Genomic DNA, 19,066 nt, shown 5'->3' on the forward strand with positions numbered 1-19,066 from the left:
AAAGCGCCTCCACCGGCCGGAGTCCTTGCACCTATCAGCGGCACTGCACAGCTTCTCCAGAACAGTGCTGCCGACCACACGCCCAAGTTCGTTGTGACCAAGGGTCAAAAGGGGTAGCCGTCCCGGACCGCGTCGCCGAATCCCCACTGCGGGCAAAACAGTAGTGGCCGGCTTGGTGTGTGCACCAGGCCAGCCATTACGCGAGGTCATTGTGGCTCCGATCGGTGGATGTTTCTTATGGGCGGTTGAGGGTGATGGTGGTGCCGTTGCTGTCACCGTCAGGGTCGTTGTTGGCTGTCGAGGTGTACGTTGAGGATGCCTTCACGACGTTGGTGACTGTGAACACTGTCTTGGTGGTGGAGCGGTTGAGGGAGAAGTTCCCCAGCGTGCAGGTACCGTTGGCCGCGGTGGTGCAGGTTAATGTTCCCTTGTGGTGGGTGAATGTTCCACTCACTTTCGCGCCGGTCACGGGGTTTCCGGATGAATCCATGACTGTGGCAGTCACTTTCGGTTGCCACTTGGTTGCCGATACGGCCGTGGTCGCGTTGGCCAGGTCCCCGATGTGAACGCTAGCCGGCGTCGGTGTTGGTGTCGGTGTGGGGGTGGGTGTTGTGCTGCCTGGTTTGGTGATCGTGATGGTGGTGCCGTTGCTGTCGCCATCAGGGTCAGTATTGGCGCTCGGCGCGTACGCCGAGGCGGACTTGATGACACTGATCATCGTGAACACCGTTGAGGTGCTGGTGGAGCTGAGGGAGAAGTCCCCTATCGTGCAGGTGCCGTCAGCGCCGGTGGTGCAGACTGAGCCACCGTTCTGGTTGGTGAAGGACCCGTACACGGTTGCTCCTTCGACCGGGACACCGGCTGAATCAAAGACCGCTGCAGTCACCTTCGGCTGCCACGTGCTCCCTGAGGTGGGGCTGGTGGCATTATCCAGATCACCGATGTGGTAGGTCGGTGTCAATCCAGCGGGGCGGTGGACGTCGATGTAGATGGCGAGCCCGTCCCACTGCATGCCGTCTTTGATGAGGAAGTTCGCTTGGAAGGAATCGTCCCCCCTGGAATTCGAGTACGTGGATTGCGCGCTGACCGTGCAGGTGCCGTCGGCTACTGTGATGCAACTCCGCCCGGGGGCGAAGCCGAAGCTTCCACTGGCGATCGCACCGGCCACGGGCGCCCCGGCAGCGTCCTTGATCGTGACGATCGCTTGAGCCAGCCACTGTCCGGCGGTGTCGGCGGGGATGCTGGCGTCGCGGACGCTAGCAATGTGGACGGCGGGGGCAGGAGGGGGTGAGGGGAAGTCAGCACAAGAACCATTTTGGAAATAGTTCGGTGCGGTCTCGGCCAAATCTGATCCGCTAAGGAGTTGGCCCGAGCCGGTGGCGTGGAGATTGCCGTTCGCGTCGTGGTAGACCAGCGGGCTGCTGCTGCCGTACCGTGTGCTCAGAGTCCAGTCCGTGCAGAGGAACGCGCCGCCTTTTGTCATCACCAAGGGCGATGACGTGCGGCTTCCGAACATGGAGGTGATGGTGTCCGGGCTGGAGACGAGTCCGGAGATCCGGTACGAGTGGTAGGTGCCGTCGGCGGCATGGAATTCCACCCAATCGGCGCCCTTTAGGAAGGTGCCAGACGGTGCCGGGCACCAAGCGTCTGGATAGTTGGTGTAAGCCTGGCACGTGGAGGTGTAGGTGCCATCACCATAGAGGATGACCTGCCCGGTCCCGCCATGAGAGACGGTCCATTGCCCGTCGATGTTAGTCATCGCCTGTGCCGGTGGCGGTGCGGCCATCATCGCGAGGGCGAAAGCGAGTGCGGAGGCCAGAGCGAGCAAAACGCCCAGGCGCCTCCAAGGCGCTCGGCGCCGGGAGGCATCCGGCGGTTCGCCCCGTGTGGGTGTGCTTGCAGCCAAGGAGTTGGACATGATGTTCCCTCCATCAGGTCAGCAGCGGAGACCGACCATGGTGGCGGGACGCGGCTAACATAAAAAACTGTTGGTTTTAGAATGATCCTCCCAACCGTCGCTGTCAATACTTATTAGTTATAGAATTTGAGCATGGCAAACAACGACTCTCCCTTTGCCCTGGAAGTCCTGTCGCGATTGGGCAGCTTGGATGATCCCGTGCGCCGACGGCCTCATGTGTACGTGCGTGATAGCGACCAGCCGGGGGGGCGTGACCTGGCCGCTGAGGCGACAGGGATCAGCCGCACCTTGGCTGCGTACCATCTGGATAAGCTGGTTGAGGCCGGACTGTTGCGCGCCAGATACGCCCATCCTGTTGGACGCAGCGGTCCCGGCGCTGGCCGGCCCGCGAAGTTGTATCGGCTGGTCGAGGAGGATGTGGCCCTCAGCGTTCCGCCGCGTGACTACGAACTCCTGGCACGTCTTCCTATTTCCTCGTTGGACCGCGACCCCACAGGTGCCGTGCAGCAAGCCGTCAACCAGGCCGCTTACGACGCCGGCCAACAAGCCGGCGCGGGCCAAAGCAGAACCTTGATTGCTGTCTTGAACAGCAGCGGCTACCAGCCACGGACCACGGACGACGGCTGCATCGAGCTGTGCAACTGTCCCTTCCACACCCTCGTCGACGACCACAAAGACGTTGTCTGCGACCCGAACCTGAACCTCATCCAAGGCATGCTCGACGGCGGCAACCAACAGGTCGCCCGCGCTGAACTGAAGTTCTAGCCAAACTGCTGCTGCGTCGTCATCCGCAATGCCCAACCGCATTAGACAACCCGCACGACTAGATACCTCCCACAGCGGTGGACCAGCATCAAGCCACCACACCCACATTTACGGCTCGTCCCAGTAAAGGAACCAATGTCGAGATTGACTTGGTGCGGAACTTGTTCAGGTTTCTCCGACGCTTCTGGGTTTCCGGCCTAGTCCGCAACCTCGTCCAACACGGATTGCAGCACGCAACGGTGAAAACCGGGAGCCGCGGCGGCTGCATGCAACATTTCCCCCAACAAAAGGTGCGCCGCTAAAAGTTGGAAACCATACATCGACCGTCCCCAATCGTCCCGAAGCCATGTACCAGTCCATGGGCCTGCCCAGCAATCGACGTGAAGAACATGACGCATGTTCTCAACCATTGCCCAGACTTCCCTGCAGATCCTTTGGAATAAACCCCAGCCAACTCACTGCCGCCTGCCAGTAACCGGAGTAAAATTCGGCGTGAGGCGGCGCGCAAACCGCCGGAGGAGATGGATTTCAGATGAGTGCATCAATCAATGGAAAGCCCGGAGGGTCCGTTCCGAAACAACAAGTAAAACTAAAGCGACATTTGGGCCCCATCGCCCTTTTGTTCACCGCAATCGGCTCGATCATCGGATCCGGCTGGTTGTTCGGAGCGTACAACGCATCCCAGATTGCCGGTCCGGCAGCAATCTTCTCTTGGCTGATCGCAGGAATCATGGTCCTGATGATCGGCCTTTGTTATGCCGAGCTGGGGCCCATGTTCCCGATCTCCGGCGGCGTCGTCCGCTATCCGCACCTGGTGTGGGGATCATTCGCCAGCTACTCGCTCGGGTTCATCACGTGGGTGAGTTCCGCAGCCGTCCCAGCCATTGAAGTTGAAGGTGCGCTGACGTACGCCACGAAATTTGCGCCGTTCACCGAGGCGCAACGGGTTTCCGGCATCACCGTCCACACCCTGACACCCTTGGGTTTGCTGATAGCAGTGGCCCTGATGGCCGTCTTTGTGATCATCAACTACTTTGGCGTGCTCCTGTTCGCCCAGATCAACAACGTCCTGGTGTGGTGGAAGCTGTTCATCATCCTGTTGGTCATCGCCACTTTCCTAGTGATGGCCTTTGGCACCACCCAAATGGGAAACATGGACAACTTCACCACATTGGGGTTCGCCCCCTCAGGCGGGTCGGCCATTTTTACCTGCATCGCCACGGCGGGAATCACGTTTTCCTACCTAGGCTTCCGGCAAGGCATTGAATTGGCCGGTGAAACGACCAACCCGAAGCGGAACATCCCCTTCGCCATCATTGGGTCACTGACCATCACCGCCATCATCTACGCACTGCTGCAGGTCGCCTTTACGCTGGGCATTCCTGAACACGTGCTGCAAAGTTCGGGTGCATGGTCGCACTTGACATTCACCAACGACGCCGGTCCGCTGGCTGCACTGGCAACTCTCGGCGGGCTGACCTGGCTGGCATACCTGCTCTACGCCGACGCCATCATTTCTCCCACCGACACGGGCCTGATCTACACCACCATTGCCGCCAGGGTTTCTTACGCACAGGGCCGCAACGGCAATGCCCCCCGCTGGCTGGCAACCACCAACCGCCACGGCGTGCCCCACTGGAGCCTGTTCCTGACGTTCATTGTGGGTTTGATCATGTTCCTTCCGTTCCCCAGCTGGCAGCAGTTGGTCGGATTCATCACCTCCGCCACTGTCCTGTCCTTCGGTTCAGGTCCGCTGGTGGTGGCTGCGCTGCGCCGCCAGATGGGCGACCACGTCCGCCCGTTCAAGCTGCCAGGCGGATACACCATCCCGCTAATCGCCTTCTACTGCGCCAATTTGATCGTGTTCTGGGGCGGTTGGGCCGTGAACTTCAAGATCTTCATCACCATCCTGCTGGGCTATATTCTGCTGGTCGTCTTCCAATTCACCGGCGACCGCAGCATCAAGCCAAAGCTGGACTTCAAGGCCGGTGCCTTGTGGCTCTTCCCCTGGCTGATCCTGGTGGGGCTGCAAAGCTGGCTGATGGATCCAACCAGCCACCCGGACCTGTTCTGGTGGGCATTCATCACCAACGCCATCATCGCCGTGGTGATCTTCTTCATCGCATTGCGGGCGCACCTGCCCCTGGCCATGGTGCAGCACTACATCGACGAGGCAGAGGAGGAAGCCCGGGAGGAGGGCCCGGGCGTGACTGTTTGAGGGCCGGCTTAACGGCTGGTGTCGAGAATCCTGACACGTACGGCACAAAAATCTGCTGCTGCCCGTGTCAGGACGGCCATGTTGGGATCGGTGATAGCCAGCGGTTCCAGCCGCGGCAGGGACGAGTATTTGCGCAGTCCGGGTGAGCCCAGCGTCTGCTCAACGAGCTGTTTGTCCCCTCCTGTGGCCAGATACTCAAAGCCATGGCCGGCAAATATTCGCCCGGCTTCGGCGCCAACACGCTCCACGACGGCGGACGCCTGGTTCCCTCCTCGCGAACGCGCCGAAACACTGCCCACCTTATGGAACAGCAGCGTCCCGGCCGAGGCAACGCCCACCGCATAGCCGCCGCGTCGCACCAGCACAAGGGCGAACCGGCGTTCCTGGGATGCAAGGGACACCAGGCGCTTCACCAGCCCGGCGCCGCGCCCCGGCCGCCCGTCGTCGGGCCACGGCGGGCTCAGCAAAGCGGTGGAGCCGTCCTGCATGGCCAGCAGCACGCCGTCGTCGGTGTCCTCGGTGGAGGCCAGGCCGCCATGGGCGGCGGCAAAACGTTCCACCCAGCTGGGCAGCCGGTCCGGGGTGAGGAAAGTGGTGCGCGTAGTTTGCTTCACGCTGCAAGACTAGCCGCCTAAGACAACGGCTCCCGGTGCACCAGTGTCAGTCGGTGGGGATAGCCTAGAGGGGTGAGCGACCTTTTTAGCAGCGTCTTTGACGACGACGACGCGGACGACGGCGGTAGCCTCACCTTTGGTGGCGCACAGGCCGGGCAGCCCTCACGCCCGCGCAGCCCCCTCGCCGTGCGCATGCGCCCACGAACAGTGGACGAGGTGGTGGGCCAACAGCATTTGCTAGGTGCCGGATCACCCCTTCAAATGCTGGCAGCCGGTGGCAGCGCCGGGGGAGCAGCCGGCCCAGCTTCCGTGATGCTGTGGGGGCCCCCAGGGACCGGAAAAACCACCCTCGCCCATGTGATCGCACGTGGGCCTGGACGGAAGTTCGTGGAGCTCTCCGCCATCACCGCCGGGGTCAAGGACGTGCGCCGGGTCATGGACCAGGCCCTCAGCGACAGGGACCTGCACGGCCGGACCACCATTTTGTTCCTGGATGAGATTCACCGCTTCAACAAGGCCCAGCAGGACGCGCTGCTGCCGGGGGTGGAAAACCGTTGGGTGGTATTGATAGCCGCAACGACGGAGAACCCATCATTTTCCGTGGTGGCGCCGCTGCTGTCCCGCTCGATTCTGCTGACACTGAAACCGCTGACCAACCAGGACATCCAGGGGCTGCTGGAGCTCGCCATCACTGACCAGCGCGGCCTTGACGGGCTGGTCACCGTCACCGACGATGCCATGGATCACCTGGTCCGGCTCGCCGCCGGTGATGCACGCCGCGCGCTGACCACCCTCGAAGCCGCAGCCGGTGTTGCGCTTTCGGAGACCGGACACACGGACGACGCCGGACGCGAACCTGCCGTGGTGGACCTCGCCATTGCCGAGCGCGCCATTGACGCTGCCGCGGTGCGTTACGACAAGGCGGGGGACCAGCATTACGACATCATCAGTGCCTTCATCAAGTCGGTGCGCGGCTCCGACGTCGACGCGGCACTGCACTACCTTGCACGCATGCTCGAGGCGGGGGAGGACCCGCGCTTCATCAGCCGGCGCATCATGATTTCCGCCTCCGAGGACGTAGGCATGGCCGATCCGACGGCTTTGCAAACAGCCGTGGCAGCGGCGCAAGCCGTGGCGTTGATCGGTATGCCCGAGGCCCGGATCATCCTGGCCCAAGCCGTGGTCCACGTGGCCACCGCGCCCAAATCCAACGCCTCCTACAACGGCATCAACGCAGCCGTTGCCGACGTACGGGCCGGGCTCGGCTCCACTGTCCCACCACCGCTGCGCGATGCCCACTATGCCGGTTCGGCCGGTTTGGGACACGGCAAGGGCTACATCTATTCACATGATTCACCGCACTCGATCGCCACCCAGCAGTACCCGCCGGATGACCTGGTGGGCCGCAACTACTACGCCCCCACGGCCAACGGCTTCGAACGCGACCTCGGTGTGCGTGTGGAAAGGTTGCGGGGGCTTATTCGCGGCACCGGCGACGGGCCTAAGTCCAAGCCCCCGGGGAAATAACTCTCCCGGGGCAAAGCGCCGCCGGCGGCGCCAAACTGCCGTTCTGCACCCTTGGGCCAAATAGTTTCCGGCCGGAATGTGGTGGTAGAGTTGATGCCGCACTGGCAAGCCTTGGCTCCATGCGCAATATAAAGCTCAAACGGCGCGTATTTCCGCGCCTTCTGGCCACCTTTTTGTTCATGCCCAGGTGCTGTAGCGATGGGTGGCAATAGCCCCAACTCTCCACAATGGAGGCCAGGACACATACATATTGCACATATTGGAAGGACACAAGTGGCTAACAACACACGTGCCCGCCGGCAGGCCCGCCTTTCGCGGTCCCTCGGCATTGCTCTGACTCCGAAGGCTGCCAAGTACCTGGAGCGCCGCCCGTACGGCCCCGGTGAGCATGGCCGCGCCCGCAAGAAGCAGGACAGCGACTACGCAGTACGCTTGCGCGAAAAGCAGCGTCTGCGCGCCCAGTACGGCATCCGCGAAGCACAGATGACCCGTGCCTTCGAAGAAGCCAAGCACACCAAGGGCATGACCGGTGAAAACCTGGTTGAGATCCTTGAAACCCGTTTGGACGCCCTTGTTCTGCGTGCAGGCTTTGCCCGCACCACCGCACAGGCACGCCAGCTGGTTGTGCACCGCCACATCATGGTCGACGGCGCCCGCGTGGACCGCCCGTCGTTCCGCGTTGCCGAGGGTCAGCTGATCCACGTGCACCCGCGCAGCCAGACCATGGTTCCGTTGCAGCTTGCTGCGGCCGGCGCCCACCGCGACGTGCTCCCCGCCGTTCCGGCGTACTTGGATGTGAAGCTGGAGAGCCTGCAGGCCCGCCTGGTTCGCCGCCCCAAGCGCGTTGAGGTTCCCGTAACCTGTGAAGAGCAGCTGGTTGTCGAATTCTACTCACGCTAAAACTCTTTAGCGTGATGTGGGGCTCGAGTAACTCGCAGCCTGACAACACAAAACAGCCCGTGGCCTCCGCTGCGGGCTGTTTTGCCGTTAACGCCAGAGAAATCTGGATAAATCGAGTCAAATCGCGTCAAATCCGGCCAAAGTCAGCCAATGCCCTCCAAGGCCGCCCAACATCGGCGTTTTTTTGGACTAAGGTATTTTGGGACGTAGTGCGTGGCTGGCAGGACACGGCTGAAGAAGCACTGCCAAGAACGTATGACAAGCCAACGAGTAAGGAATAGAGGCGGCACTCACATGAGCGGTGGCGATATTGCAGGATTGATCGCGGCAGGAGTCTTTGCCGTCTTAGTGGCCTTGTTGGCCGTGCCCATTTTCAAACTAGGCAAGGTTTTCGATGAAATCCGTGTCACCATCAAGCAGATCGGCGACGGCACCACTCCGCTGATCGACGAGGTTACCGCCACGGTGGCCACCACCAATACCCAGCTGGGCAAAGTGGACGGCATCTCCAACAACGTCTCCGATGCAACAGCCAACATTTCAGCACTTTCAGCCCTGGTGGCCGCCACCATCGGCTCACCGCTGATCAAGGTTGCAGCGTTTAGCTATGGCGTGCGCCAAGCGGTGGCCAGCCGCAGCAAACCGGCCCGTGGCCGGCGCAGCCGCTAAAGAAACGCCACCCCAGGACCCCTTAAGGACTAAGTACCCATGAAGAAGATCTTTTGGCTCGGCGTCGGCATCACCATCGGCGTCATCGCAGCACGCAAAATTGCCGCCGCCAAGGGTGCCATTGGGCCCGAGGGCCTCAACCGCGCCGTGGGCCGCGTCAGCGATGCAGTCCATGACTTTGCCGATGCCCTGCGTGAGAACATGAATGAGCGCGAAAACGATTTGCGGGTGGCTCTGGGTATTGACCAGGCATCCGATGCGGCACGCGACTAAAGCACCTGCAGCACTTTTTGCCCGCTAGAACAATTGAAGGAGCCACCAGGCTAATGAAGTCCCATGAAATAGCACGCCGCTGGGTTGAATTTTTTGTCAGCAAGGGACACACCCCCGTGCCGTCGGCGTCCCTGGTGTCCTCGGATCCGTCCCTGTTGTTCACAGTCGCCGGCATGGTGCCCTTCATCCCTTACCTGACAGCCCGGGAAGTGCCGCCCTACAAGAGGGCCACCAGCGTGCAAAAGTGCATCCGCACCGGCGACATCGACGAAGTCGGCAAGACCGTCCGCCACGGCACGTTCTTCCAAATGTGCGGCAACTTCTCCTTTGGCGACTACTTCAAGGAAACCGCCATTCCCTACGCGTGGGAACTGTTGACCACCCCTGTGGCGGACGGAGGCTTCGGCCTGCCCGTGGACCGTCTGTGGGTAACGGTTTACAACGAGGATGACGAGGCGCTGTCCATATGGCGGGACAAGGTGGGCGTTCCTGAGGACCGCATCCAGCGCATTGGCAAGGAAGACAACTACTGGTCCACCGGCCAGCCCGGCCCGGCCGGTCCCTGCTCCGAGATCTTCTACGACCGCGGCCCGCAGTATGGGATCGAAGGCGGACCGGTGGCCGATGAAACCCGCTACATCGAGATCTGGAACCTGGTCTTCATGCAGTATCAGATCGACAACGTGACCTCGAAGGTCGACTTTGACGTGGTTGGCGAGCTGCCCAACAAGAACATTGACACGGGCCTTGGCCTGGAGCGCCTTGCCATGATCCTGCAGGGTGTGGAGAACATGTATGAGACGGACCAGGTCCGTCCCGTGCTTGATATGGCTGCGAAGGTCTCCGGCAAGACCTACACCTCGACTGAGGACCCTGCCGACCCGCACCACGTGGACGACGTGCGCATGCGCGTTGTTGCCGACCACATCCGCTCCTCGCTGATGCTGATCTCCGACGGCGTGACCCCCTCCAACGAAGGCCGCGGCTATGTGCTGCGCCGCCTCATCCGCCGTGCCGTACGGGCGATGCGCCTGCTCGGCGTTGAAACGGCTGTGCTGCCGGAACTGCTGCCCGTCTCCCGCGACGCCATGAAGGGCGCCTACCCGGAGGTGGAGACCGACTTCGCCAGGATTTCACGCATCGCCTACGCCGAGGAACGTTCCTTCCTGCGCACCATCGCCAGCGGCACCGCGCGGTTGGAAGAGGCCGTGAACGAGTCCAAGGCTGCCAAGACGAACCTTTCCGGGGCCGAGGCATTTGCCTTGCACGACACCTACGGTTTCCCGATTGACCTCACCCTTGAAATGGCGGGAGAGGCCGGACTGGCCGTGGATGAGGCCGGTTTCCGCGCGTTGATGCTTGAGCAGCGCCAGCGTGCCCAAAGAGACTCCAAGGCTAAAAAGAGCGGCCACGCCGACCTCTCCGTGTTCCATGAACTGCTGGCCCAGGGCGAGACCATCTTCACTGGCTACACCGAGTTGGAGGGGCAGGGACGTGTGCGTTCAATCCTTTCCAACGGGCATGCGGTGGCACACGCTTCAACGGGGGATGAAATTTCCCTCGTCCTGGATGAAACCCCCTTCTATGCCGAGGCAGGCGGCCAGGCAGCCGACACGGGTCTGATCACTGGCGACGGCTTCGTCGTCGAGGTCCTGGACGTCCAGCGCCCGGTCAAGGGGCTGAGTGTGCACAAGGCGATCGTGCGCGAAGGCGAACTGCCAGCCGACGCGTTGGTGCGTGCCGCCGTCGACCGTGAGCGCCGCCACGCGGCAGAACAGGCGCACACGGGAACGCACATTGTGCACGCTGCCCTGCATCAGATCCTGGGCCCGGAGGCGCTGCAACGCGGCTCCTTCAACAAGGCCGGCTACCTGCGCTTTGACTTTGCCTGGGGTGAAGGGCTGAGCGCGGCGACCCGGTCGGAGATTGAGGAAGTCTCCAACATCGCCATCCGCAACAACTACCGCGTCGACACCAAGATCATGGACCTGGACGCTGCCAAGGCGCTGGGCGCCATGGCCCTGTTTGGTGAAAACTACGGTTCCGAAGTGCGTGTGGTGGAGATCGATGGCGCCTGGTCGCGTGAGCTCTGCGGCGGCACACACGTGGAGAGCACCTCCAACATTGGTTCGCTGACCCTGCTTGGCGAGCAGTCGGTGGGCTCGGGCAACCGCCGCGTTGAAGCCTTTGTGGGCATGGATGCGTTCCGCCATCTGGCCGCTGAGCGTGCACTGGTGAGCGAGCTGAGCGACATGTTCAAGGTTCCGGCCAACCTCCTGCAGGAACGAGTGGCCGCAACCTTGGCCAAGTTGAAGGCCGCTGAGAAGGAACTCGAACGCCTGCGCAAAGAATCCCTGGGCGCTGTGGCCGCAAGTCTTGCAGGCACGGCCGTTGACGCCAACGGCGTGCGCATGATCGCGCACAACGCCGGTGAAGTCAGCGGGGCGGACGATCTGCGGGCCCTGGCCCTTGACCTGCGCAACCGGCTCGGCTCAGCCGCCTCGGTGGTGGCAGTGGCCGGTGCCTCCAACGGACGTCCCGTCATCCTCGTGGTCACCAACGAAGCCTCCCGCGAAGCAGGGATCAAGGCCGGAAACCTGGTGAAACTGGCCTCCGGTATTCTCGGCGGCGGCGGCGGTGGCAAGCCGGACATGGCGCAGGGCGGTGGAAGCGACGTCAAGGCCATTGACGCCGCGTTGTCCGCTATTGTCGATGCCGTGGAAACCCGGCCTTAGGCGCCTCGTGTCCGAAAATAGTTACCCGCAGGGGGCCAAACTGGGCGTGGACGTGGGAATGGTTCGCGTGGGTCTGGCCTCCTGCGATCCGGATGGAATCCTCGCAACGCCGGTCAAGACGCTGAGCAGGGATGAAAAGAGGAACAGCGACGTGAAAATCGTCGTCAAAGAGGCCGCAGCACGCGGCGTCTGCCAGATCTTCGTCGGACTGCCCCGCACGCTCAAGGGGGAGGAAAAAGCGTCGGCGCTGATGGCGCGGCACTACGCTGACATCCTTGTCGCCTTGCTGCAAGCATCCGACATGGACGTGCCCGTGCACCTGATCGACGAGCGTTTGACCACAGTCAGCGCCCACCAAGCGCTGCGCAGCGTTGGCATGGACACCCGTGAACACCGTAAAGTAGTAGACCAAGTGGCTGCTGTGGAAATTTTGCAGCACGCCATTGACATGCAAAAGGCGCGCAAGGCCGACGTCGGCTTACGTGTGCGTGCACCCAGAACTGGTGTCGTGGGGACTGCCGGATCATCGAAAAATAAAGAGGTTTCCACCATTTCCACGCCTGCCAGCGTGCCTGAAGAAACGACGACGGCACCATGACTGAACATTTCCCTGGCCACGCCGCTGCCGAGCCTGAGTTTGAGCATGAGCCCGAGGGTTGGCAAGAGGCCGCCCACGAGCACGAGGACTCTGCTGAGTTTGCCGAGGCTGGCGAACCTGCCGACTTTGTGCACGACGAAGAGGGCGACGGTGCGGTGCCAGTGGCTTCACACGGGGGCACCCGCGTGTCCAAACGGGTGCGCAAGCGCCGCCGCAGCGTGGCATTTTTGATTGTGTTGATATTTTTCGCCGTTGTGGTGTACTTCGCCGTGCAGACAATCAAACCCATGCTCGGCGGCTTTACTGTTCCGGACTACCCGGGGCCCGGCATCACTGCCGTGAAAGTGGTTGTTCCCGAGGGCGCCACCGGACGCACTGTGGCTACGGAACTGAAGACTCAGGACGTTGTTGCCAGCGAGCAGGCTTTCCTTGACGCCTTGGAGGCTGCGAACGGAACTGGTTCACTGCAGCCCGGCACGTTCAACATGAAGACACAGATGAAGGCCGCCGACGCCGTCACGATCTTGATGGAGGTCAGCAACGACAAGGTTCACTACGCTGCCGTGGCACAGAACCTGCGCATCAAGGACACTTTGGCCGTTTTGGCGAAGAGCACGGGCATCCCGTTGGCGGAATTTACGGCGCTGTCCAAACAGCCTGGACTCTTTGAACTGCCCAAGCAGGCGAAAAACCTTGAAGGTTACCTGGCACCGGGGGAGTACAAATTCCCGATTGAGCTTGATGCTAAGGGCGTTCTTGCTGAAATGGTTGCAGCCACGAAAAAGTCCCTCGTGGATGCCGGCGTCACCACCCCGGCCGAGCAGTACAGGGTCCTGACCATCGCCAGCATTATTGAGTTTGAAGGCAATGAGGCGAACTACGCCAAGATTTCCGGGGCGATTGAAAACCGGATCAACAATCCGAACGGTGAAACGGGTGGCCGGTTGGAATCCGATGCCACCGTGGCCTACGGTCTTGGCGTGAAAACGTACAACATCACGGCGGAGGAAAAGGCGGATAAGTCGAATCTGTACAACACGTTCGCCAACCGAGGCCTTCCTGTTGGGCCGATCGGTTCCCCTGGCAGCAAGGCCATTGAGGCCGCTGCGCACCCCGTCGCCAACCCCTACTACTTCTGGGTGACGGTCAACCTGAAGACCGGTGAAACACTGTATGCCGCCACCTTCGCCCAGCACCAGGTCAACGTGGCCAAGTATGTTGCCTGGTGTGGCGCGAACCCGGGAGAGTGCAAATAATTGAAGAACCTGCTTCAGGGAGCGGTGTTGGGGCACCCTATTGGGCACTCCAAATCACCGTCCCTGCACAACGCCGCCTACCAGGTCCTGGGTGCGCCATTTAGCTACACGGCCATTGACATCCAGGTTTCGGAATTGGCCGATTTCCTGGGTCGAGTCCGCAGCGAAGGCAACTGGTATGGTCTGTCAGTGACCATGCCGTTGAAGAACGCGGCCGTGGATCTGCTGGATGAACTCAGTCCCGTGGCGGCGGCGTTGGGTTCGGTGAACACCATTGTGTGCACGCGAAAGCCCGACGGCGGCACCCACCTGCGCGGGGACAACACCGACGTGCAGGGGATCGTGAATGCGCTTCTCCACGCCGGTGTTCGGGAGCGCCCGCGTGCGGCCATACTGGGCGGCGGCGGAACGGCTGTTTCCGCCGTGGCCGCACTGGCGCAGCTGGGAGCCTCGGAGGTGGTGGTGTTTGTGCGCAACCCAGCCAAAGCCGCCGACGTCATGGACGTGGCTGCGAAAGTCAACCTGCGTTCCACACTGGCACCCTTTGAAGGTGCCGCTGAAGCGCTGGCCGGGTTCGACGTCGTCATTTCCACGCTCCCGCCACATGGTGCAGACGTTCTTGCCGAGGCCATCGCAGCGCAGGGCAAACGGTTGCACGGGGCAGTGCTGCTCGACGTTGCCTACGACCCCTGGCCCAGTGCGCTGGCGTCAGCGTGGCAGGGGTGCGCAGGGACGGTGGTGGCCGGCATTGAGATGCTTTTGTATCAGGGTTTTGCACAAGTCAAGCTGTTTGTCCAGGCCGGAGGATACGGCACACTGGCAACAGAGAAGCAAGGGGACGTCATCAATGTGATGTGCGACGCAATTGGCGTCGACAGGCGGAATCCCCACGAACAGAACATGGCAGGATAGAGGGTATGTTGCGTTGGTTGACCGCCGGAGAATCACATGGCCCGGCACTCGTTGGAATTATTGAAGGCGTGCCCGCCGGTGTGGAGCTTACGAGCGCCCACATCCGGGACGCCCTGGCACGCCGTCGGCTGGGCTACGGCCGCGGCGCCCGGATGAAGTTTGAACAGGACGTGGTGACGATCCTCGGCGGTGTGCGCCACGGACTGACCCAGGGTGGGCCCGTTGCCATTCAGATCGCCAACTCCGAGTGGCCCAAGTGGGAGCAGATCATGTCTGCTGACCCCGTGGATGAATCCGAGCTGGCCAACCAGGCCCGCAATGCGCCGCTGACGCGTCCGCGCCCCGGCCACGCCGACTTTACCGGTATGCAAAAATACGCGTTTACCGAGGCCCGGCCCGTGCTGGAACGCGCCAGTGCCCGCGAAACCGCCACCCGTGTGGCGCTCGGCGCCGTGGCTGCGCAGATGCTGGCCGCCGTCGGCGTTGAGCTGGTCAGCCACACCGTGCAGATCGCCGGTGTTGCCTCACCCGAACATTCAGCATTGCCGGTCTTCAGCGACGTCGCCGCCCTTGACGCAGATCCGCTGCGCTGCTTTGACGCGGCAACTTCGGCCGCCATGGTCGTAGAGGTTGACACTGCCCAGAAGCAAGGCGAAACACTCGGCGGCGTTGTTGAGGTGCTGGCCTACAACCTGCCTCCCGGACTGGGCAGCTACGTGCACTGGGACAGGCGCCTGGACTCGCGGCTGGCCGGAGCCCTCATGGGCATCCAAGCCATCAAGGGCGTGGAAGTCGGGGATGGCTTTGCCACTGCGGCCCGCCGCGGCTCGGCCGCCCACGACGAAATCGTGCGCGATGGGCAGGGGCGCATCACCCGCACCTCCAACCGCGCAGGTGGCATTGAGGGCGGTATGAGCATTGGCGACGTGCTGCGCGTGCGTGCGGCGATGAAGCCCATCGCCACCGTTCCGCGAGCCCTGAAGACCATTGACGTGACCACCGGAGAACCGGCCAAGGCACACCACCAGCGCTCCGACGTGTGCGCCGTTCCGGCAGCCGGAGTGGTTGCTGAAGCCATGACCGCCCTGGTGCTGGCCGAAGCCCTCGTGGAAAAGTTCGGCGGGGATTCCATTGCGGAGACGCGGCGGAATATGGACAGCTACCTGGCAGCCATCCCTGCCAACCTGGATACGCTGGGTCACTGATGAAGACGGGCAGGGATCCGGTCGGGGTGCCGGAGTTCACGCCCCACCGGCCCATCGTCATGATCGGCCCCATGGCTGTTGGAAAATCCGTGATCGGCGCCGAATTGGCCCGTGTACTGGGCGTGGAATTCATTGACTCGGACCAGAAGATCGTGGCCAAGCACGGCCCGGTGCCGCGGATCTTTGCAGCCAGGGGTGAACATCACTTTCGCCAGCTCGAAGCAAAGACCATTGCTGCGGTGCTGGATTCGCCCAAACCCAAGCCGGTGGTTTTGTCCCTGGGCGGGGGAGCTGTGCTGGATTCAGGCACGCAGCAGCTACTCGCCCGGGCCACCGTGGTTTTTCTTCGGGCCGATATTGACACGGTGCGCGAACGCATCACCCGCAACACCGGGCGTCCGCTGCTGGCAGCGGACCCCGTGGGCACTTGGCAGCGCCTGGCCGCCGCCCGGGGCCCCGTGTATGACCGACTGGCCGACATCACTCTCGATGTGAGCCGCTCCAATGTGCCGCAGCTTGTTGTGCGGCTGATCGAGCAGCTTGCAGACGCTTCAAGGAAAGAGAATTTGCAACCGTGAACATCGAAAATACAGCAGCAGCCACCACCACGGTCATCAAGGTCACCGGCACGTTGCCGCAGGAAAATTACGACGTCGTTGTGGGCCGCGGCTTGTTGGCGCAACTCCCAGCGCTGCTGGGTGAGCGGGTCAAAAAAGTCCTCGTCATCCACCCCCGCGCGCTGCGCCTGACAGGTGACACGGTCCGTGAAGACCTGGCCGCAGCCGGGTTCACTGCTCTGACGGCGGAGATTCCCGACGCCGAAGAGGGCAAGCACATTGAGGTGGCATCCTTCTGCTGGCAGGTTCTGGGCCAGAACGACTTCACCCGCTCGGACGCCATCGTGGCCGTCGGCGGAGGTGCCGTGACCGACGTGGCCGGTTTCGTTGCAGCAACCTGGTTGCGTGGCGTCAAAGTGGTGCACCTGCCCACGTCACTGCTGGGCATGGTGGATGCGGCCGTGGGCGGCAAGACGGGCATCAACACTGCCGAAGGCAAGAACCTGGTGGGTGCGTTCCACCCGCCGGCAGGGGTGCTGGTGGACCTCGACGCGCTGGACACGCTGCCGCCCAACGAATTGATCTCCGGCATGGCCGAAGTGGTCAAGTGCGGCTTTATCGCCGATCCCGTCATCCTGGACCTGATTGAGGCCAACCCTGAGGCTGTGAAGGACCCGAAGTCACCGGTGCTGCGGGAATTGATCGAGCGTGCCATCGCCGTGAAGGCACGGGTGGTTTCCGAAGATCTGAAGGAATCGGGCCTGCGCGAGATCCTGAACTACGGACACACCCTGGGCCACGCCATCGAATTGACTGAGCGCTACTCGTGGCGCCACGGGGCTGCCGTGTCGGTGGGCATGATGTTTGCCGCCGAGCTTGCCCGCAGCGTGGGGCGGCTCAGCGACGAAGACGCAGACCGTCACCGCAGCATTCTCGACCTCCTCGGGCTGCCCCTCAGCTACCGCCGCGACCGCTGGCAGGCGCTGCTGGATGGAATGCGCCGCGACAAGAAATCACGCGGGGACCTGTTGCGGTTTGTGGTCCTCGACGGCATTGGGCGTCCCGGTATTTTGGACGTGCCTGACACCTCCTTACTTTTTGCCGCCTATCAGGAGATAGCGTCCTAGCATGGGACTGAAGGATTGGCCCTCAGCTGGTTTTCCCGGCACAGCTGTAAACCCGGACACGTTGCTGGCTGAGGTCGTTGATGCGGAGGCCTGTGACGAGGCCCTTGCACAAACAGCAGATCCGGCGGACAAGATCTTCGTGCTGCTGGCGCGCGGTCGCACTGCTGAGGCTGCCGAGGCCGCCGCCGACGCACGCCTTACGGACCCCGAATCCGTCCGGTTGCAGGTTCTGGACGCGGAAGTGCTCCGGTCCAACCGGAACTTCGAGCGGGCGGAGAACATTCTGCGCGGCATCCTGCCCACTGTCGCAGGGCTGCCCACAGAACCGTGGGTGCTTCAACAAATCGGCAAGGTGCTCTTCAGTAGCGGCCAGTTTGATGCGGCGGCCAAGAGCTTCGCGGCCGCGCTGGAACTGCGGGTTGCGGCCGGGCATGACGCCACTGCGATCTATTCGGCCACGGTGTCCTTGAAGCGTGCGCTGGACCAGGCCGAACGAGGCTAGGCCCCACCTGCTCCCCAGCCTCGTGCCTCGCCCGGGGCCCCTCGCAGGCGTGGGCCCAGCCACCTGCTCCCCAGCCTCGTGCCTCGCCCGGGGCACCTCGCAGGCGTGGGCCCAGCCACCTGCGGCAGACCGCCCTCGTTCTCGTGAAGAACGCAAACGCGCCGTGGTGGCGGGGGTCATACGGCGCAGCACAGCCGTGTGCGGTAGTATGGTCAATGGATTTTTGATAACACTTATACGCTAAGAGGCTATTGTGGCAACGACTAACGACATTAAGAACGGCACCGTTCTCAAACTTGAGGGCCAGCTTTGGAACATCATTGAGTTCCAGCACGTCAAGCCAGGCAAGGGCGGTGCCTTTGTCCGCACCAAAATGCGCAACATCCTCTCCGGCAAGGTCGTTGACAAGACGTTCAACGCGGGCTTGAAGATCGAGACTGCAACAGTGGACCGTTCGGACTTCCAGTACCTGTACCAGGACGGGGAAGACTTCGTGTTCATGGACTTGGACAACTACGACCAGCTGACCGTTTCCGGGAAGACCGTTGGCGACGCCACCGACTTCATGTTGGAAAACCTCAACGTGACCATCGCACTGTACGAGGGCTCACCCTTGTACATCGAATTGCCGCCGTCGGTTCAGCTGCGCATCACGTACACGGAGCCGGGCCTGCAGGGCGACCGCTCCTCCGCCGGCACGAAGCCGGCCACGGTGGAGACCGGCTTTGAGATCCAGGTCCCGTTGTTCGTTGAGAACAACACCCTCGTCAAGGTTGACACCCGCGACGGCAGCTACTTGGGACGTGTAAGCGAGTAGTGGCAAGCAGTCAAACCAGCCCCACGGGCAAACCAAATTCGGCACGCAGCAAGGCACGCCGACGCGCCTTGGAAATTTTGTTCGAGGCAGAACAGCGTGAGGTCAGCGCCTTGTCGGCCTTGACCGCTCGGCGCGAAAAGACCGACCAGATCATCAACCCGTACACGGTTGATCTGGTTGAAGGCGTCACCACCATGGCCGAGAGCATCGACGAGTTCTTGCAGACGTATTCCCAAGGGTGGACGCTTGAGCGCATGCCCGCCGTTGACCGCATCATCTTGCGCGTCGGCACGTGGGAACTGCTCTACAACGACGACGTCCCCGACGCAGTTGCCGTGAGCGAAGCTGTGGAGTTGGCGAAGATCCTCTCCACCGATGAATCCCCCCAGTTCGTCAACGGTCTGCTGGGCCGTTTGCAGCAGATCAAGCCGACTTTGCTGGCATAATTCAGCTCTAGGGGCCCGCAGCGGGCA

18 protein-coding genes are annotated in these 19,066 nt (G+C 62.2%); 16 read left to right on the forward strand and 2 right to left on the reverse strand.

Translation table 11 applies throughout. From position 1 onward, the window contains the following. Positions 1-235: 235 nt before the first annotated feature. Positions 236-1,918, reverse strand: a complete 1,683-nt coding sequence (locus JMA46_RS03795; RefSeq protein WP_207343965.1) for a hypothetical protein — start codon at positions 1,916-1,918, stop codon at positions 236-238. A gap of 132 nt (positions 1,919-2,050) precedes the next feature. On the opposite strand from JMA46_RS03795, the gene JMA46_RS03800 reads away from it, so the two are divergent. Continuing rightward, positions 2,051-2,683: a transcriptional regulator gene (locus tag JMA46_RS03800; RefSeq protein ID WP_207343966.1), complete on the forward strand. Its 633-nt coding sequence runs from the start codon at positions 2,051-2,053 to the stop codon at positions 2,681-2,683. A 532-nt stretch (positions 2,684-3,215) separates the two neighbouring features. Then, positions 3,216-4,901 carry an APC family permease gene (locus tag JMA46_RS03805; protein ID WP_207343967.1) on the forward strand — a complete coding sequence of 562 codons (1,686 nt, stop codon included), beginning with the start codon at positions 3,216-3,218 and terminating at the stop codon, positions 4,899-4,901. Between the two features lie 8 nt (positions 4,902-4,909). Here the strand turns inward: JMA46_RS03805 and JMA46_RS03810 are convergent, their stop codons facing one another. Beyond that, a complete protein-coding gene (locus JMA46_RS03810; RefSeq protein WP_207343968.1) occupies positions 4,910-5,515 on the reverse strand; it encodes an acVLRF1 family peptidyl-tRNA hydrolase in 606 nt (201 codons plus the stop codon). Positions 5,516-5,587: 72 nt separating this feature from the next. Here JMA46_RS03810 and JMA46_RS03815 point away from each other — a divergent pair, with 72 nt between their 5' ends. The 14 genes from JMA46_RS03815 (at position 5,588) to nusB (ending at position 19,039) form a co-directional block, all read left to right on the forward strand. Beyond that, entirely contained in the window at positions 5,588-7,042 is a 1,455-nt protein-coding gene (locus JMA46_RS03815; RefSeq protein ID WP_348770047.1) for a replication-associated recombination protein A, read from the forward strand. A gap of 273 nt (positions 7,043-7,315) precedes the next feature. Next, positions 7,316-7,942 carry a 30S ribosomal protein S4 gene (gene rpsD, locus JMA46_RS03820; protein ID WP_207343969.1) on the forward strand — a complete coding sequence of 209 codons (627 nt, stop codon included), beginning with the start codon at positions 7,316-7,318 and terminating at the stop codon, positions 7,940-7,942. Positions 7,943-8,236: 294 nt separating this feature from the next. Continuing rightward, positions 8,237-8,611: a DUF948 domain-containing protein gene (locus tag JMA46_RS03825; RefSeq protein ID WP_207343970.1), complete on the forward strand. Its 375-nt coding sequence runs from the start codon at positions 8,237-8,239 to the stop codon at positions 8,609-8,611. 39 nt (positions 8,612-8,650) lie between these two features. Next, a complete protein-coding gene (locus tag JMA46_RS03830) occupies positions 8,651-8,884 on the forward strand; it encodes a hypothetical protein (RefSeq protein WP_207343971.1) in 234 nt (77 codons plus the stop codon). Positions 8,885-8,937: 53 nt separating this feature from the next. Further along, positions 8,938-11,619, forward strand: a complete 2,682-nt coding sequence (gene alaS / locus JMA46_RS03835; RefSeq protein ID WP_207343972.1) for an alanine--tRNA ligase — start codon at positions 8,938-8,940, stop codon at positions 11,617-11,619. 7 nt (positions 11,620-11,626) lie between these two features. Next, positions 11,627-12,217 carry a Holliday junction resolvase RuvX gene (gene ruvX / locus JMA46_RS03840; protein ID WP_348770048.1) on the forward strand — a complete coding sequence of 197 codons (591 nt, stop codon included), beginning with the start codon at positions 11,627-11,629 and terminating at the stop codon, positions 12,215-12,217. Beyond that, on the forward strand, positions 12,214-13,473 hold the full coding sequence (mltG, locus tag JMA46_RS03845; protein ID WP_207343974.1) for an endolytic transglycosylase MltG: 1,260 nt from the start codon (positions 12,214-12,216) through the stop codon (positions 13,471-13,473). The genes ruvX and mltG overlap by 4 nt, the downstream gene beginning before the upstream one ends. Continuing rightward, a complete protein-coding gene (locus JMA46_RS03850; protein WP_207343975.1) occupies positions 13,474-14,385 on the forward strand; it encodes a shikimate dehydrogenase in 912 nt (303 codons plus the stop codon). A 5-nt stretch (positions 14,386-14,390) separates the two neighbouring features. Further along, a complete protein-coding gene (gene aroC, locus JMA46_RS03855; RefSeq protein WP_207343976.1) occupies positions 14,391-15,590 on the forward strand; it encodes a chorismate synthase in 1,200 nt (399 codons plus the stop codon). Continuing rightward, positions 15,590-16,168 carry a shikimate kinase gene (locus JMA46_RS03860; protein ID WP_207343977.1) on the forward strand — a complete coding sequence of 193 codons (579 nt, stop codon included), beginning with the start codon at positions 15,590-15,592 and terminating at the stop codon, positions 16,166-16,168. The genes aroC and JMA46_RS03860 overlap by 1 nt, the downstream gene beginning before the upstream one ends. 2 nt (positions 16,169-16,170) lie before the next feature. Then, positions 16,171-17,274, forward strand: coding sequence for a 3-dehydroquinate synthase (gene aroB, locus JMA46_RS03865; RefSeq protein WP_207344044.1), 1,104 nt, complete (start codon positions 16,171-16,173; stop codon positions 17,272-17,274). A 1-nt stretch (position 17,275) separates the two neighbouring features. Further along, complete coding sequence (locus tag JMA46_RS03870; RefSeq protein ID WP_207343978.1) at positions 17,276-17,776, forward strand: tetratricopeptide repeat protein; 501 nt, start codon at positions 17,276-17,278, stop codon at positions 17,774-17,776. Between the two features lie 253 nt (positions 17,777-18,029). Beyond that, positions 18,030-18,593 (forward strand): elongation factor P, encoded by a 564-nt coding sequence (gene efp, locus JMA46_RS03875; protein ID WP_207343979.1) that lies wholly within the window; start codon positions 18,030-18,032, stop codon positions 18,591-18,593. Beyond that, positions 18,593-19,039, forward strand: a complete 447-nt coding sequence (nusB, locus tag JMA46_RS03880; RefSeq protein ID WP_207343980.1) for a transcription antitermination factor NusB — start codon at positions 18,593-18,595, stop codon at positions 19,037-19,039. Before efp ends, nusB begins: the two co-directional genes overlap by 1 nt. The last annotated feature ends 27 nt before the right edge of the window (positions 19,040-19,066 follow it).

It is taken from the genome of Arthrobacter sp. E3 (assembly GCF_017353415.1).
Taxonomy (GTDB): domain Bacteria; phylum Actinomycetota; class Actinomycetes; order Actinomycetales; family Micrococcaceae; genus Specibacter.